Origin of the sequence: Aquincola sp. J276, from assembly GCF_024700035.1 — a bacterium.
Lineage (GTDB): Bacteria > Pseudomonadota > Gammaproteobacteria > Burkholderiales > Burkholderiaceae_C > Aquincola > Aquincola tertiaricarbonis.
This window is the reverse complement of the sequence record NZ_JAJONC010000001.1, coordinates 1375030-1392758: the sequence shown is the minus strand read 5'-3', so window position 1 is coordinate 1392758 and position 17729 is coordinate 1375030. Positions and strand designations below refer to the sequence as shown.

Sequence of the window (17729 nt, the reverse complement as noted above, 5' to 3'; positions counted from 1 at the left end):
CCGCCGCGCCGGCGCCCGCGCTCAGGCACGCGCCGGCGCGGCGGGCTCGAACAGGTCGTCGATGGCCTGGAATGCGGCCTCGTCGGCATCGTCCCGCGGTGCCCAGCCGATGCGCGCCACCCGGTCCTCGTCCTCCTCCACCAGGATGGGCAGCGGATCGATGTCGCGCCAGGCCGGCGCGGTGGTGGCCAGGCCGGCCAGCAGGCCGCCGGTGCGGCCCACCCACCACAGCGCACCGGCCGACAGCAGCACCACGCCGACCTGCAGCGACAGCTGCATCGCATCCGCTTCAGCGTCCGGCACCGGGGGCGCGCTCTCCAGCCGCAGGGCCGGCGACAGCCATGACGACGGCTGCGCCGGCTCGTACCAGCCGGCCCACACGGCGGCCGGCGCGATGAACGATGGCTGGCTGTCGGACGACAACGGCCCGGCCGGCAGGCCGGTGGTGTAGGACCAGCGCAGCGTTGGCACCGACGGCGTGGGCAGCACGGCCGCGGCACGGCCGGCCGCGGCGGCCTCCGGCGGCAGCGCCTTGTGCACCTCGGGGCTCGGCAGCGATGCAACAGGCGCGGGCGCGGGCGCGGGCGCGTCGGCGGTGGGCGGCGGAGGAGGTGGCACGTCGGGCCAGGGCGGCGGGGCCAGCGTGGCCTGCGGCGCTGCGGGGGCGGGGTCCGGATCGGGAGCTGGCGAGGGGGCCGGTGCCGGTGCGGGTGCCGGTGCGGGTGCCGGTGCGGGGGTCGGTGTGGGTGCGGGTGGGGGGACCGGCGCAGGTGCAGGCGCCGCCAGCACCACGCGGCTGTCGGCCAGGGCCCGCTGGGCGCCGCCCAGGCCTTGCGCGCCCCGGTTGCCGTCGTCCAGCGTCCAGCGCAGCCACAGCTCGCCTTGGGCGGCGGGGTCGGCCTGGTGGTACTGCAGCGTGCGCAGTGCGGCCTGCAGTGGCGCGGCGCCCACGCCGGGCAGCACCTGCAGCTGCAGCTGGCCGTTGCCGTGCTGTACCACGGTGGCCACCGGCTGGCCGTCGTGCAGCCACAGGGCGCCGGCAGTGGCAGGCAGGCCGGGGGCCAGGATCAGGTCGCCGGCCACCGGGCCGCCGGCACGCGCCAGCGTCAGCAGGCTGCCGCCGAAGTCGTCGCGCGCCGACAGCTCGGCGTCGGAAAGCCACAGCGCCGGTGCCAGCGCCACCGGCGTGCCGGTCCACTGCACGGCGGTGGTGCCGCCCAGGCGGGGCACGTCGTTCTCGGCCTGCACCTGCGCCTGCAGCAGGTCGCTGGCCTGGCTGAAGGCCGGGCCCGCGACCACTGCGCGGCTGCCTGCCGCGCCGGCATCGGCGGCGTCCCAGCCGCGGTACTGCAGGCTGCCGCTGCCGCCGTCCGGCCCGCCGGGCAGGAAGCGCAGGAGGTCGTCGGCGCCCAGCAGCAGCGCGCTGGCTTCGGACACCGGGCCCACGTCCTGCCAGCTGCCGCCGCCGTCGCGCGTGTACTGCCAGCGGCCGCCTTGTTCGCTGCCGCCGGTGAGCGCGATGCCGGGCGCACCGCCATCGGCATCCGTCAGGTGGCCGGCCAGCAGCGACGAGACGCTGGCGCCGGCCGGGTCGGTGTCGGTTTCGCGCACCGTGGGCAGCGTGGGCGCGCTGGGCTGCAGCACCGGCGCGTCGGGCACGTCGCTCACCGGCTGGGTGATGCTGTCGTCGGCGCTGCTGAAGGCACTGCTGCCGCTCCTCAGGCGGGCATCGGCGTGCTGGCCGGCGCTGCCGGTGCTGCCGTCCCAGGCGCGGTAGTCCAGCCGCGCGGTGCCGCCCTGGCGTCCATCGGGCATGAAGCGCAGCAGGTTGGCGTCGCGCAGCAGCAGGGCATCGCCCTCGCTCACGCTGCCCACTGCCTGCCAGCTGGCGCCGCCGTCCAGCGAGTACTGCCAACTGCCGCTGGAGCCGGCCGTGCCGCCGGTGAGCGCGATGCCGCCCGAGCCCGAGCCGCCCGCATCGGCATCGGTGACGCCGCCGCGCAGGTTGATGATGCTGTGGCCAGTCGGCTGCAGGTCGTCCTCGGTGATGGCGGGCAGCACCGCATGGCGGGGCATGAGCACCGGCGCATCGTTGACCGCACCGACGCTGATGGACGCGGTGTCGCTGGCGCTGCTGAAGGCGCTGCTGCCGCCAGGCAGGCGGGTGTCGGCCAGGCTGCCGCACGTGCCGGTGGACTGGTCCCAGGCGCGGAAGCCGAGGCTGGCGCTGTCGGCGCCGCTGCCGTCGGGCAGGTAGCGCAGTCGGTCGGTGGCGCGCAGCAGCAGCGCGCTGTCGTGGGTCACGCTGCCGACCGCGGCCCAGGTGGCGCCAGCGTCCAAGCTGTATTCCCAGCGGCCTTGGCCGGGCGACTGGCTGGTGAGGGCCACGCCGGTGAGCGCGCCGGCATCGCGGTCGGCGATGCGGCCGGCGACGAGGCTGCCCACGGCCTGGCCGGCGTTCGCCGTGTCGTCCTCGGTGATGGCCGTCAGCACCGGTGCGCCGGGCGTGAGCACCGGTGCTTCGTTGATGACCACCACCGACAGGCTGGCGGTGTCGCTGGCGCTGCTGAAGGCGGTGCTGCCGCCGTTCAGGCTGGCATCGGCCGTGCTGCCGGCCGCGCCGCTGCTGCCGTCCCAGGCGCGGAAATCGAAGCTGGCGCTGGTGGCATTGACGCCATCGGGCACCAGCCGCACGAGGTCGGTGTCGCGCAGCAGCAGGGCGGCGGCCGGGCCCACGCTGCCGAAGGCGGACCACGTGCTGCCGCCGTCCAGGCTGTACTGCCAGCTGCCGCTGCCCGGGTTCTGGCCGACGACGGCGATGCCGGCCAGGCCGCTGCCGTCGGGATCGGCGATGCGGCCGGCGGTGAAGGAGGCCACCGTCTGGCCGGCGGGTTGGGTGTCGTGCTCGGCGATGGCGGTCAGCACCGGCGCGCCGGGCGTGAGCACCGGCGCATCGTTGACGGCGGTGATGCCGAGCGTGGCGGTGTCGCTGGCGCTGCTGAAGGCGGTGCTGCCGCCGTTCAGGCTGGCGTCGGCCAGGCTGCCCGCGCTGCCGCTGGTCTGGTCCCAGGCGCGGTACCTCAGGCTGGCGTTGTCGGCACCGCTGCCGTCGGGCAGGAAGCGGATGCGGTCGATGTCGCGCAGCAGCAGGGCGCTGCCGTCGCTCACGCTGCCCAGGGTCGTCCAGGTCGCTCCGCCGTCGGTGGAGGTCTGCCAGCTGCCGAGGCCCGGGCCCTGGCCGGTGATGGCGATGCCCTGCAACGCGCCGCCGTCCACGACGTTGATGCTGCCGCCCAGCAGCGCAGCGACGGTCTGGCCGCTGCCGGCGGTGTCGTCCTCGGTGAGCGGGGGCAGTACCGGCGCGGCCGGCGTCAGCACCGGCGCATCGTTGACCGCCGTGACGCTGATCGATGCGCTGGCGGTGCCGCTGCTGAAGGCCGAGGCGCCGCCATGGCTGCGCGCATCGGCCAGCGTACCGGCGCTGCCGCTGGTCTGGTCCCAGGCGCGGTAGCTGAGGCTGGCACTGGTGGCATTGGCGCCATCGGGCACGAAGCGCACGCGGTCGGTGGGCCGCAGCAACCGGGCCGAAGCATCGGACACCGCACCGATCGCCGACCACGAGGCGCCGCCGTCCAGCGAGAACTGCCAGCCGCCGTTGCCCGAGGCCAGCCCGGTGACGGCGATGCCGGCCAGCGCGCCCGGGTCCACGTCGCTGATGCTGCCGGCGAAGGAGGCCACCGTCTGCCCGGGCGGGTTCAGCTGGTCTTCATCGATGGGGCTCAGCGCGGTGGTGCCGGCCGCCAGCACCGGCGCGTCGTTGACGGCGGTGATGGCCAGGAAGGCGGTGTCGGTGGCGACGCTGAAGGCGGTGCTGCCGCCGTTCACGCTGGTGTCGCCGGTGCCGCCAGCCACGCCGGTGGACTGGTCCCAGGCGCGGTAGGTGATCTGCGCACTGTCGGCGTCGATGCCGTCGGGCACCAGGCGCAGCACGTCGGTGGCGCGCAGCAGCAGCGCGGCGTTGTCGCTCACCGCGCCCATGTCCACCCAGGAAGCGCCGTGGTTGATCGAGTACTGCCAGCGCCCGTTGCCCGGCACCAGGCCGGTGACGGCCACGCCCTGCAGCGCGCCGGCGTCCACGTCGCTCACGCTGCCACCGAGCAGCGCGGCCACGGTCAGGCCGGCATGCAGGCCGGCGTCCTCGGTGATCGGCGGCAGCACTGGCGCGGCGGGCGTGAGCACCGGCGCATCGTTGACCGCGGTGACGGCCACGGCGGCGATGTCGCTGGCGCTGCTGAAGGCGCTGCTGCCGCCGGCGGCGCCGGTGTCGGCGCGGCTGCCGGCGCTGCCGGCGGTCTGGTCCCAGGCACGGTAGCGCAGCGTGGCGCTGGTAGCGTCCAGGCCGTCGGGCACGAAGCGCAGCCGGTCGGCCGGGCGCAGCAGCAGCGCGTCGTCCTCCGCCACCGAGCCCAGCGCCAGCCAGCTGGCGCCGCCGTCCAGCGAGTACTGCCAGCTGCCGGCGGCGGCGTCGGCCTCCACCAGCGCGATGCCCTGCAGCGCGCCCGCATCGGCATCGCCGACGCTGCCGCCCAGCAGCGCGGCCACGCTCTGGCCGGTGCTGGCGGTGTCGTCCTCCGACAGCGGCGGCAGGGCCGGCGACCACGGCACCAGCACCGGTGCATCGTTCACCGCGGCCACGCTGACGCTGGCGCTGTCGGACGCGGCACTGAAGGCGCTGCTGCCGCCGCGCACGCTGCTGTCCACCCGCTGGCCGGCGGTGCCGGCGGTCTGGTCCCAGGCCAGGAAGGCGAGGCTGGCGCTGTCGGCGCCGCTGCCGTCGGGCAGGTAGCGCACTCGGTCGGTGGCGCGCAGCAGCAGGGCGCTGCCATCGCTCACGCTGCCGACCGCGGCCCAGGTGGCGCCGCCGTCCAGGCTGTACTGCCAGCTGCCGCTGCCCGGTGACTGGCCGATGACCGCCACGCCGGTGAGTGCGCTGGCGTCGGCGTCGGCGATGCGGCCGGCCACCAGCAGGCCCACGGCCTGGCCGGCATGGCCGGTGTCGTCCTCGGTGATGGCGGGCAGCACCGGCGCGCCAGGGGTCAGGGCCGGTGCATCGTTGATGACGAAGACCGACAGGCTGGCCGTGTCGCTGGCGCTGCTGAAGGCGGTGCTGCCGCCGTTCAAGCTGGCATCGGCCAGGCTGCCGGCCGTGCCTCTGCTGCCGTCCCAGGCGCGGAAATCGAAGCTGGCGCTGGTGGCATTGACGCCATCGGGCACCAGCCGCACGAGGTCTGTGTCGCGCAGCAGCAGGGCGGCGGCCGGGCCCACGCTGCCGAAGGCGGACCACGTGCTGCCGCCGTCCAGGCTGTACTGCCAGCTGCCGCTGCCCGGGCTCTGGCCAACGACGGCGATGCCGGCCAGGCCGCTGCCGTCGGGATCGGCGATGCGGCCGGTGGTGAAGGAGGCCACCGTCTGGCCGGCGGGTTGGGTGTCGTGCTCGGCGATGGCGGTCAGCACCGGCGCGCCGGGCGTGAGCACCGGCGCATCGTTGACGGCGGTGATGCCGAGCGTGGCGGTGTCGCTGGCGCTGCTGAAGGCGGTGCTGCCGCCGTTCAGGCTGGCGTCTGCCAGGCTGCCCGCGCTGCCGCTGGTCTGGTCCCAGGCGCGGTAGCTCAGGCTGGCACTGCCGGCCTGGCTGCCGGCGGGCAGCATCCGCACCCGGTCGGTGCCGCGCAGCAGCAGGGCGCCCGCGTCGCTGACGGACGGCAGGGCCTGCCAGCTGCCGCCGCCGTCGGTGGAGTACTGCCAGGTGCCGCCGGTGGCCGCGGCGCCGTGCACCGCGATGCCCTGCAGCGCGCCGCCATCGGCGTCGCTGATGCTGCTGCCGACGAGCGAGGCCACGCTGGTGCCGCCATCGTCCTGGGTGTCCTCGCTGAGGCTGGGCAGCACCGGGGCCGCGGGCGTGAGCACCGGCGCATCGTTGACGTCGGACACGCTCACGCCCAGGGTGTCGGCCGCCAGGCTGAAGGCGCTGCTGCCGCCGGCGGTGCGCACGTCGGCCAGGCCGCCGGCCACGCCGCTGGTCTGGTCCCAGGCCAGGTAGCTCAGGCTGTTGCTGCTGCCGGCGCTGCCGTCGGACAGGAAGCGCAGACGGTCGCCGGCACGCAGCAGCAGGGCGCCGGCATCGCTGACGGCGCCCACTGCCTGCCAGCTGGCGCCGCCATCCAGCGAGTACTGCCAGGCGCCGGCCTGCGCCGTGCGGCCGATGACGGCGATGCCCTGCAGCGCGCCGCCGTCCACGTCGGCCACGCTGCCGCCCAGCAGCGCCGCCACCGTCTGGCCGGCGGGGTTGGCATCGTCCTCGGTGAGGGCGGGCAGGCTGGGCGCGGCGGGCGTGAGCACCGGCGCATCGTTGACCGAGGTGACGGTGAGCGAGGCGGTGTCGCTGGCGCTGCTGAAGGCGCTGCTGCCGCCGGCGGTGCTGGTGTCCACCTTGCTGCCGGCGCTGCCGCTGGTCTGGTCCCAGGCCCGGTAGGTGATGCTGGCGGCGGTGCCGTTCTGGCCGTCGGGCACCAGGCGCAGCAGGTCGCCGGAGCGCAGCAGCAGCGCGCTGCCGTCGCTCACGCTGCCCACGGCCGACCAGCTGGCGCCGCCGTTGAGCGAAAACTGCCAGCTGCCGCTGCCGGCCACCAGGCCGCTGAGCGCAATGCCCTGCAGCGCACCGGCGTCCGCATCGGCGATGCTGCTGCGGACGATGGCCGCGACCGTCTGGCCGCCATGGCTGGCCTGGTCTTCGGTCACGCTGGGCAGCACCGGGGCCGCCGGCGTGAGCACCGGCGCATCGTTGACGGCGGTGATGTCGAGCGTGGCGGTGTCGCTGGCGCTGCTGAAGGCGGTGCTGCCGCCGTTCAGGCTGGCATCGGCCAGGCTGCCGGCGCTGCCGCTGGTCTGGTCCCAGGCGCGGTAGCTCAGGCTGGCGTTGTCGGCGCCGCTGCCGTCCGGCAGGAAGCGGATGCTGTCGATGTCGCGCAGCAGCAGGGCGCTGCCGTCGCTCACGCTGCCAACGGCCGTCCAGCTGGCACCACCGTCGGTGGAGATCTGCCAGCTGCCGCGGCCGGGGTCCTGACCGGTGATGGCGATGCCCTGCAACGCGCCGCTGTCCACGCCGCTGACGCTGCCGCCCAGCAGCGCAGCGACGGTCTGGCCGCTGCCGGCGGTGTCGTCCTCGGTGAGCGTGGGCAGCACCGGTGCGGCCGGTGTGAGCAACGGCGCATCGTTGACGGCGCTCACGCTCAGGCTGGCGGTGTCGGTGGCACTGCTGAAGGCGGTGCTGCCGCCGTTCAGGCTGGCATCGGCCAGCGCACCGGCGCTGCCGCTGGTCTGGTCCCAGGCGCGGTAGCTGAGGCTGGCACTCGTGGCATTGGCGCCATCGGGCACGAAGCGCACGCGGTCGGTGGGCCGCAGCAGCCGGGCCGAAGCATCGGACACCGCGCCGATGGCCGACCAGGAGGCGCCGCCGTCCAGCGAGAACTGCCAGCCGCCGTTGCCAGAGGCCAGCCCGGTGACGGCGATGCCGGCCAGCGCACCGGGGTCCACGTCGCTGGTCGCGCCGCCGAGGAAGGACGCCACCGCCTGTCCAGCGTTGGCCGTCTCGTCCTCGGTCAGCGGTGCCAGCACGGGCGCGGTGGGCGCCAGCACCGGTGCATCGTTGACCGCGCCCACCGCCAGCGTGGCGGTGTCGCTGGCGCTGCTGAAGGCGCTGCTGCCGCCGTTCATGCTGGCATCGGCCAGGCTGCCGGCGCTGCCGCTGCTGCGGTCCCAGCCGCGGAAGGACAGGCTGGCGGTGCTGCCGCCCAGGCCGTCCGGCATGAAGCGCACGAGGTCGCTGCTGCGCAGCAGCAGCGCGGCCGCATCGCTGACGGCGCCCAGCGCCTGCCAGCTGCCGCCCGCGTCGACGGAGAACTGCCAGCTGCCGCCGGCCGCCGACTGCCCGATGAGCGCAGCGCCCTGCAGCGCACCGCTGTCCACGTCCGACAGCGGGCCGCCCAGCAGCGTGGCCACCAGATGGCCCGCAGGGTTCAGCTCGTCCTCGGTCTGCGCAGGCAGCACCGGCGCGGCGGGCGTCAGCACCGGCGCATCGTTGACGGCGGAGACCACCAGCGTGGCGGTGTCGGTGGCCGCGCTGAAGGCGCTGGTGCCGCCGTTCACGCTGGCATCGGCCCATGCGCCGGCGCTGCCGCTGGTCTGGTCCCAGGCGCGCCAGGCCAGGCTCACGGTGCCGCCGTTGGCGCCGTCGGGCACATGGCGCAGCAGGTCGGCCGGGCGCAGCAGCCGGGCCTGCGCATCGCTGACGGCGCCCAGCGCGGCCCAGCTGCTGCCGCCGTCCAGGCTGTATTGCCAGCTGCCGCCGCCGGCCGACTGGGCGGTGACGGCGATGCCCTGCAGTGCGCCGGCATCGGCGTCGCTGATGCTGCCGCCCAGCAGGCTGGCCACGGTCTGGCCGGCAGGCGCCAGCTGGTCCTCGGTCTGGCCGGCCATCGCCGGAGCGGCCGGGCTGAGAACCGGCGCGTCGTTCAGCGCGGTGACCGAGATGCTGGCGGTGTCGCTGGCGCTGCTGAAGGCGCTGCTGCCGCCGTGGAGGCTGGCATCGGCCAGGCTGCCGGCGCTGCCGCTGGTCTGGTCCCAGGCGCGGTAGCTGAAGCTCGCGCTGGTGGCGCCGCTGCCGTCGGGCAGGTAGCGCACGCGGTCGGTGGCGCGCAGCAGCAGGGCCGAGGCATCGGACACCGCTCCCATCGCCTGCCAGCTGGCGCCGCCGTCGGTGGAGAACTGCCAGCCGCCCGCACCCGCCACCTGCGCGGTGATGGCGACGCCCTGCGCCGCGCCGGCATTGGGGTCGCTCACGCTGCCGCCCAGCACCGAGGCCACCGTCTGCCCGGCATGGGCGGTGTCGTCCTCGGTCAGGCCGGGCAGCACCGGCGCGGCCGGCGCCAGCACCGGGGCGGCATTGCTGTTGGACACGGTGATGCCCGCCACGTCGGTGGCGCTGCTGAAGGCGCTGCTGCCGCCGTTGGCGCTGGCATCGGCCAGGCTGCCGGCGCTGCCGCTGCTGCGGTCCCAGGCGCGGTAGCCCAGGCTGCCGGTGGTGGCGCTGACGCCGTCGGGCACCAGCCGCACCAGGTCGGTGGCGCGCAGCAGCAGGGCATTGGCATCGCCCAGCGGGCCGAGCGGCGCCATGTCCAGCCAGCTGGCACCGCCATCCAGCGAGTACTGCCAGCTGCCCGTGCCCGGCGACTGCGCCGTCACCGCAATGCCTTGCAGCGCGCCGGCATCCACGTCGCCGATGCTCCCGCCGGCGAAGGAGGCCACCGTCTGCTCGGGCGGGTTGGTGTCCCATTCCGGCACCGAGGCCAGCGTGGGCGCGATGGGCGTGAGCACCGGCGCGTCGTTGACGGCGCTGACGCTGATGGCGGCGGTGTCGGTGGCGGTGCTGAAGGCGCTGGTGCCGCCCGCGGCCGCGGTGCTCACCTTGCTGCCGGCGCTGCCGCTGCTGCGGTCCCAGGCGCGGAAGCCGATGGTGGCGCTGGCGGCATTGGCCCCGTCGGGCACGAAGCGCAGGCGGTCGGTGCCGCGCAGCAGCAGCGCGCTGCCGTCGCTCACCGCGCCCAGCGCCTGCCAGCTGCCGCCGCCGTCCAGCGAGTACTGCCAGCCGCCGGTGGGCGCACTGGCGGCGGTGATGGCGATGCCCTGCAGGGCGCCGCCGTCCACGTCGGCGATGCTGCCGCCCACCAGGCTGGCCACGGTGTGGCCGGCGCTGGCGGTCTGGTCCTCCGTCAGGCCGGGCAGCGCCGGGGTGGCAGGCGTGAGCACCGGCGCGTCGTTGACGGCGGTGATGGCCAGGCTGGCAGCGTCGGTGGCGCTGCTGAAGGCGGTGGTGCCGCCATGCACGCCGGCATCGGCCCGCGTGCCGGCGCTGCCGCTGGTCTGGTCCCAGGCGCGCCAGGCCAGGCTGGCGCTGCCGCCGTCCAGGCCGTCCGGCTGGTAGCGAATGCGGTCGGTGGAGCGCAGCAGCAGGGCGTTGTCGTCGGCCACCGAGCCCACCGCCTGCCAGGTGCTGCCGCCATCGGTGGAGAACTGCCAGGCGCCGCCGCCGACCACGCTGGTGGCGGTGAGGGCGATGCCCTGCAGCGTGCCGGCATCCACGTCGGCGATGCTGCCGCCCACCAGCGCGGCCACCGTCTGTCCGCTGCCGTCGAGGGCGTCTTCGCTGACGGCCGGCAGCACCGGCGCGGCGGGGGTGAGCACCGGCGCGTCGTTGGCCGGCAGCACCGGCTGGCTCAGCAGGTCGCTGGTGCTGCTGAAGGCGCTGCTGCCGCCGGTGCTGCTGGCGTCCGCCCGGCTGCCGGCGCTGCCGGTGCTGCCGTCCCAGGCGCGAAAGCCCAGCGTCGCGGTCTCGCCGCGGCTGCCGTCGGGCAGGTAGCGCAGCTGGTGGCTGGCGCCCAGCAGCAGCGCATTGCCTTGGGCGACGCCGCCCACGGCCTGCCAGCTGACGCCGCCGTCCAGCGAGTACTGCCACTGGCCGTGGCTGCCGCTGGTGGACACCACGGCGATGCCGGTGGCCGCGCCGCTGTCCACGTCGCTGATGCTGCCGCCGACGATGGCGGCGACCGTGTGTCCGGCCGGTGCGTTGTCATCCTCGCCGATGGCCGGGAGCGTGGGGGCGGCGGTGCTGAGCACCGGTGCGTCGTTGACGGCGGTGACGGTGGCGGTGGCGGTGTCGGTGGCGCTGCTGAAGGCGCTGCTGCCGCCGTTGCTGCTGGTGTTCGCGGTGGTGCCGGCGACACCGCTGCTGCGGTCCCAGGCGCGCCAGACGATGCTGCCGCTGCCGGCGTTCTGGCCGTCGGGCAGCAGGCGCAGGCGGTCGGTGCCGCGCAGTAGCAGCGCGGCATTGCCGCTCACGCTGCCGACGGCGCTCCAGCTGCTGCCGCCGTCCAGCGAGTATTGCCATGTGCCCGCCGTGCTGCTGGCCGCGGTGACGGCGATGCCCTGCAGCGCGCCGCTGTCCACGTCGCTGATGCTGCTGCCCACGAGCGCGGCCACCGTCTGGCCGGCAGGGCTGGCCTGGTCTTCGGTGACCGTGCCCAGCGTCGGGCCGGCCGGTGCCAGCACCGGCGCATCGTTGGCGGCGGTGATGGTGAGCGTGGCGGTGTCGGTGCCGCTGCTGAAGGCGGTGCTGCCGCCGTGCACGCTGGCATCGGCCAGGCTGCCGGCGCTGCCGCTGCTGCGGTCCCAGGCGCGCCAGCCGAGGCTGGCGCTGCCGCCGTTCAGGCCGTCGGGCACGAAGCGCAGCAGGTCGGTGCTGCGCAGCAGCAGCGCGCTGCCGCCCGACACCGTGCCCACCGCCTGCCAGGTGCCGCCGCCGTTGGTGGAGAACTGCCAGCTGCCGCCGCTGCCGCCGGTGGCGGTGAGCGCGATGCCCTGCAGCGCGCCGGTGTCGACATCGCTGATGCTGGCGCCGACGAGGCTGGCCACGGTGAGGCCGGCCGGATTGGCGTCGTCCTCGCCGATGGCCGGCAGCACCGGCGCCAGCGCGGTGAGCACCGGTGCATCGTTGACCGCGGTCACGCTGAGCGTGGCGGTGTCGCTGGCGTTGCTGAAGGCGCTGCTGCCGCCGGTGCTGCTGGCGTCGTGCTTGCTGCCGGCGCTGCCGCTGGTCTGGTCCCAGCCGCGGTAGACGAGGCTGGCGCTGGTGGCGTTCAGGCCGTCGGGCACGAAGCGCACGCGGTCGGTGCCGCGCAACAGCAGCGCCGCATTGGCGGTGACGGTGCCCAGCGCCTGCCAGCTGCCGCCGCCGTCGGTGGAGAACTGCCAGCTGCCGTTGCCTGCAATAGCGCCGGTGATGGCGATGCCGGCCACGGCGCCGCTGTCCACGTCGCCCAGGCTGCTGCCGAGGAAGGACGCCACCGTCTGGCCACTGTTCGCGGTGGCGTTCTCGTCGACAGGGGCGAGCACCGGCGCGGCGGGTGCCAGCACCGGCGCATCGTTGACCGAAGCCACGCCGAGGCTGGCCGTGTTGGTGGTGGTGCTGAAGGCGCTGCTGCCGCCGCCGCTGCCGGTGTCGGCCAGCGTGCCGGCGCTGCCGCTGCTGCGGTCCCAGGCGCGCCAGCCCAGGCTGGCGCTGCCGCCGTTCTGGCCATCGGGCAGCAGGCGCACCCGGTCGGTGGCACGCAGCAGCAGCGCGGCGCCGGGGTTCACGCTGCCCACCGCAGCCCAGGTGGCGCCGTCGTCCAGGCTGTATTGCCAGCCGCCGGTGCTGGTGCTGGCCGCGGTGAGGGCGATGCCCTGCAGCGCGCCGCTGTCCACGTCGGTGATGGTGGCGCCCACCAGGCTGGCCACGGTCTGGCCGGCATGGCCGGTGCTGTCCTCGGTGAGGGCGGTGAGCGCCGGCGTGGCCGCGGCCATCACCGGCGCATCGTTCACCGCCGCCACCAGCAGGCTGGCGGTGTCGGTGGCGCTGCTGAAGGCGGTGCTGCCGCCGCTGCTGCCGGTGTTGGCGGTGCTGCCGGCGGTGCCGGTCGTCTGGTCCCAGGCCCGGTAGCTCAGGGTGGCGGTGCCGCCGTTCAGGCCGTCGGGCAGCAGGCGCAGGCGGTCGGTGGCGCGCAGCAGCAGCGCGGCGTTGGCCGACACGCTGCCCAGGGCCTGCCAGCTGGTGCCGCCGTCCAGCGAGTACTGCCAGCTGCCGGCCGGCGCGCTGCTGCCGATGACGGCGATGCCGGCCTGCGCGCCGTTGTCCACGTCGGTGATGCTGCTGCCGGTGAAGGAGGCCACGGTCTGCCCCGCGGGGGCGGCGGCGTTCTCGTCGATGGCAGCAAGGGCCGGCGCCGCAGGCGTGAGCACCGGCGCGTCGTTGACCGACGTGACCACCGAGGTGGCGATGTTGACCTGCGTGCTGAAGGCGCTGGTGCCACCGTTGACGGTGGTGTCGGCCTTGCTGCCGGCGGTGCCGCTGCTCTGGTCCCATCCGCGGTAGCTGATGGTGGAGGTGCCGCCGTTGCGGCCGTCCGGCGTGAAGCGCATGAGGTCGGTGCTGCGCAGCAGCAGGGCGGCGCTTTCGCTCACGCTGCCGGCGTCCTGCCAGGTGGCGCCGCCATCGACCGAGTACTGGCCGCTGCCGTTGACCGCGTTGATGCTGGTGATGGCGATGCCCTGTTGCGCGCCGCTGTCCACGTCGATCAGGCCACTGCCCAGCACCTCGGCCACCGTGCGTCCGCCCGGGTTGGTGGTGTCTTCGGTCAGCGTGTTGAAGCCCGGGGCGGCGGCGGCCATCACCGGTGCGTCGTTGACCGGCGTGACGGTGAGGGTGGCGCTGTCGGTGGTGGTGCTGAAGGCGGTGCTGCCGCCGTTGGTGGCCGTGCTGGCCTTGCTGCCGGCGCTGCCGCTGGTCTGGTCCCAGGCACGGTAGGTCAGGCTGGCGCTGGTGCCGTTCTGCCCGTCGGGCACCAGCCGCACGCGGTCGCTGCCGCGCAGCAGCAAGGCAGCGCTGTTGCTCACCGTGCCCATGGCCTGCCAGCTGGTGCCGCCGTCCAGCGAGTACTGCCACACGCCGTTGCCGGCCAGCAGCGAGGTGATGGCGATGCCGATGGGCACCGCACCATCGGGGTCGCTGAGGCTGCTGCCGATGAAGGAGGCCACCGTCTGCCCGCCATGGCTGCCGGCGTCTTCGCTGACGGGCGCCAGCACCGGCGCCACGGCGGCGATCACCGGGGCGTCGTTGACGGCGGTGATCTGCACCACGGTGTTGCCGGTGGTGCTGGCGGCGCCGCCGCTGCCCTGGGCGCCGGTGTTGCCGTCGCTGACGGTCCACACCATGGTCGCGCTGGCCGGCGGTGCATTGCTGCTGTTGGCATAAGCGATCAGCCGCAGCGCAGCATTCACCCGGGCCTGCGTGGCGTTGCTGTTGAAGGTGAGCAGCAGCGTGCCGTTGCTGTTGGTGGTGACGGTGCCGATGGTGGTGCCGCCGTACACCAGCGCACCGCCCTGCACCAGCGCGCTCAGCGTGCCGGTGGCACTGAACACGTCGGTGGCGTCGGCGCCGCCGCTGCGCTCGATGCGCACGCTGGCACCGGCGTAATGGCCCTGTGCGGCCAGTTCGGCGTCGACGACGGATACGTCGTTGTCCAGCACTACGGCCGCACCGTTCTCGGTGTAGCTGACGCTGCCGCCAAGGGTGGAGCCGTTGGACCATCCGCTGGGCAGCTGGCCGTCGGCGGTGCGCAGCGCGGTGGCAAAGCCCGGGGCGGTGGCCGTGTCGTCGTTGTCCACCGCCACGCGGCCGAAGGAGGGGTTGGTCACCATCAGCTGCTGGGCTTCGCCGCCAGCCAGCGCGATGCTGCCGTCCGGGCGCACCACCAGGCCGTGGGCGATCTCGGGCTCGGCGCTGGCGCGCAGCACCAGCTTGCCGCCGCTGCCGAAGCTGGTGTCCAGGCTGCCGTTGGCCAGCAGGCGCACGGCCAGCATGTCGCTCTTGCCCTGGGTGCTGATCCAGCCGCTGGCCAGCAGCCGGCCATCGGGCAGCAGCGCCAGGTCGCGCAGGCCGGCATCGGCCCCCAGCGCCAGCACCTGCACGCCGCCGCTGCCGAAGCCGGCGTCCGGCGCGCCGTTGGCGGCAAAGCGCTGCACCACCGCTTCGCTGCCTTCGCTGGTGCCGGCCACGACCACGCTGCCGTCGGCCAGCACCACCATCGCGTCCGGCTTGCCGGCGCTGCCCCAGGCGATGCCGTTGCTGCCGAAGCTGGTGTCCAGCACGCCGGCGGCGCTGGTGCGCAGCACGAAGCTGGTGTACTGGCCGCCGCTGCCGCTGAAGCCCGCCACCAGGATGCGGCCGCTGCCGTCCACCGCCACGGCGGTGGCCTGGGTGTCCTCGCCCAGCGCCAGCTCGTAGTGGCCGGCGGTGCCGAAGCTGGTGTCCAGGTAGCCGTCCGCGCGCAGCCGCGAGAGCACCAGCCGCCCCGGGTCGAGTTCGTCGGCCACCGTCTTGATGGTGCCGGCCACCAGCACCTTGCCGTCGGCCAGCGGGGCCATGGCTTCGGTCAGCATGTACTGCGGCAGGGTGCTGCCGTCCACGTCCATGAACGGATGGAAGCTGCTGTCCAGCGTGCCGTCGGGCAGCAGGCGGAAAGTCTGCGACAAGACCTGCTGGCCGTAGGCGGGCCTGTCGTTCCGGTAAACGTAGCCCGTCACCAGCAGGTTGCCGTTGGACAGCACCGCCACCGACCGCATCACGTTGTCGCCGTACAGAGAAACGTCGACCTTGCCGCCGCTGCCGAAACTCGTGTCCAGCGTGCCGTTCGGATTGAGCCGGATCACCGTGCCGTCCAGCTGCCCGTTGCCCGCCAGCACCAGCTTGCCGTCGGCCTGCACCGCCACGTCGTGGGCGCGGTTGGCGCCCCAGGCGTCCGGTCGCACGATCACCGTGCCGCTGCCGCCGAAGCGCGGCGCGGTGTTGCCGGGCGCGGCGTCGACCTGCAGCGTGACCGTGGCGGTGGCGCTGCTGAAGGCGCTGCTGCCGCCGGTGCTTCCGATGAACGCCACGCTCACGGTGTTGGCGGCGGTGTCGTTGGCGCTGCGGTCCCAGGCGCGGTACTCGAAGCCGGCGGTGTGGCTGCTGCCGTCGGCCGGCACGTAACGCATGCGGAAGTGCCACTGCATCAGGTAGCCCTGGCTGCCGGCGGCTGCGGCGTGGTCGAAGTCTTCCCAGCTGGAGCCGCCGTTGACCGAGTACTGCCACTGCCCTGTGCCCGCGGTGAACTGCGTGATGACGATGCCCTTGCGCGCTGCGGCATCCACGTCGGTGATGGTGTCGCCGACGATGCCGGCCACCGTCTGGCCGAGGCTGCCCAGGTTGGCCACCGCCGCGATGGCGGGCAGGGTGCGCACGGTGGCGGTGAGCACCGGCGCATCGTTGATCGGCGTGATGCTGAGGCTGGCGGTGTTGCTGCTGCTGCTGAAGGCGCTGCTGCCGCCGCCGCTGCCGGCATCGGCCAGCGTGCCGGCGCTGCCGCTGCTGCGGTCCCAGGCGCGGTAGGTCAGCGTGGCGGTGCCGCCGTTGAGGCCGTCGGGCAACACACGGATGCGGTCGGTGCTGCGCAGCAGCAGGGCCGAGCTGGCGCTGACGCTGCCCAGCGCCTGCCAGCTGCTGCCGCCGTCGAGCGAGTACTGCCAGCTGCCGGCCGGCGTGCCGGCCGCGGTGATGGCGATGCCTTGCACCGCGCCGCTGTCCACATCGGAAATGCTGCTGCCCACCAGGGTGGCCACGGTGCTGCCGGTGTTGGTGGTCTGCGCTTCGGTGATGGTGGGCAGCGCGGGCGTGGCGGGGCTCATCACCGGCGCGTCGTTGACCGACGTGACCGTGATCGAGGCGGTGTCGGTGGCGGTGCTGAAGGCGGTGCTGCCGCCGTTGCTGGCGGTGCTCACCTTGCTGCCGGCGCTGCCGCTGGCCTGGTCCCAGCCGCGGTAGGTGAGGCTGGCGCTGGTGCCGTTGCTGCCGTTGGGCACGAAGCGCACGAGGTCGGTGCTGCGCAGCAGCAGGGCCGAGGTGTTGCTGACCGTGCCGACGGCCCCCAGCTGCTGCCGCCGTTGATGGAGTACTGCCAGGTGCCCAGGGAGGCGGTGGTGGCGGTGATGGCGATGCCGGGCGCGGTGCCTTCCGGGTCGCTCACGCTGCCGCCCACGATCGAGGCCACGGTCTGGCCGCCGTTGGCGGTGTCGTCTTCGGTGATCGGCGCCATGGCCGGCGCGGCTGCCGTCAGCACCGGCGCATCGTTGATGGCGGTGATGTTGACGGTGGTGCTGCCGCTGCCGGCCAGGTTGCTGCCGGCGCCCTGGGTGCCGGTATTGCCGTCGGCCAGCGTCCATTGCAGCTGCACCGACGCGGGCGGCGCCTCGCTGGTGTTGCGGTAGGCGATCAAGCGCAGCGCGCCGTTGACGTTGGCCTGCGTGGCGCTGCTGTTGAAGGTCAGCAGGAGCTGGCCACCGCTGTTGGCGGTGACGCTGCCGATGGTGCTGCCGTTGTAGACCAGGGCGCCGCCTTCGATGAGTGCACCCAACGCGCCGGTGGCGCTGAAAACGTCCTGCGCATCGGCGCCGCCGCTGCGCTCGATCTGCACCGTGGCGCCGCTGTAGTTGCCCGCGGTGGCCAGTTCCATGTCGTAGGCCACCACGTCGTTGTCCAGCACCACGGCGCTGCCGTTCTCGGTGAAGGCGACGCTGCCGCCCAGCGGGCCGGTGTTGTTCCAGCTGGTGTCCAGCGCGCCGGTGGTGGTCAGGCGGGCGGTGGCAAAGCGGGTGTTGTCGGCCGCCGGGCCCGACATCAGCAGCTTGCCGTCGGCCTGGGTGGTGAGCGCAAAGCCGCGGTCGGTACCGGTGCTGTGGGTGATGGTCGTGTAGCCCGGGCCGCTGATGCCGAAGGCGGTGTCCGTGCTGCCGTCGGATTGCAGCCGGGCCACCAGCGCCGCGCTCTTGCCCGCACTGGCGTGGCCGGAGACGACGATGCCGCCGTCGGCCTGCACACGCACCTGGGCCAGAAAGGTGCTGCTGCCGACCGCCAGTTCGGCGTCGCCATCGGTGCCGAAGCTGGTGTCCAGCACGCCGGCAGAGGTCAGCCGCATCACCAGGCCCTGGCCGTCGGCATCGCCGGCGAGCAGGATGCGGCCGTCGGCCTGCACCGTGATGGCGTA

At 74.5% G+C, this 17729-nt stretch carries 2 protein-coding genes; both read right to left on the bottom strand.

Annotation, left to right across the window (positions count from 1 at the left end):
* Window positions 1–21: 21 nt before the first annotated feature.
* Window positions 22–16557: a hypothetical protein gene (locus tag LRS14_RS06380; RefSeq protein ID WP_257800509.1), complete on the bottom strand. Its 16536-nt coding sequence runs from the start codon at window positions 16555–16557 to the stop codon at window positions 22–24.
* A complete protein-coding gene (locus LRS14_RS06375; protein ID WP_257800425.1) occupies window positions 16464–17723 on the bottom strand; it encodes a hypothetical protein in 1260 nt (419 codons plus the stop codon). Before LRS14_RS06375 ends, LRS14_RS06380 begins: the two co-directional genes overlap by 94 nt.
* Window positions 17724–17729 lie beyond the last annotated feature (6 nt).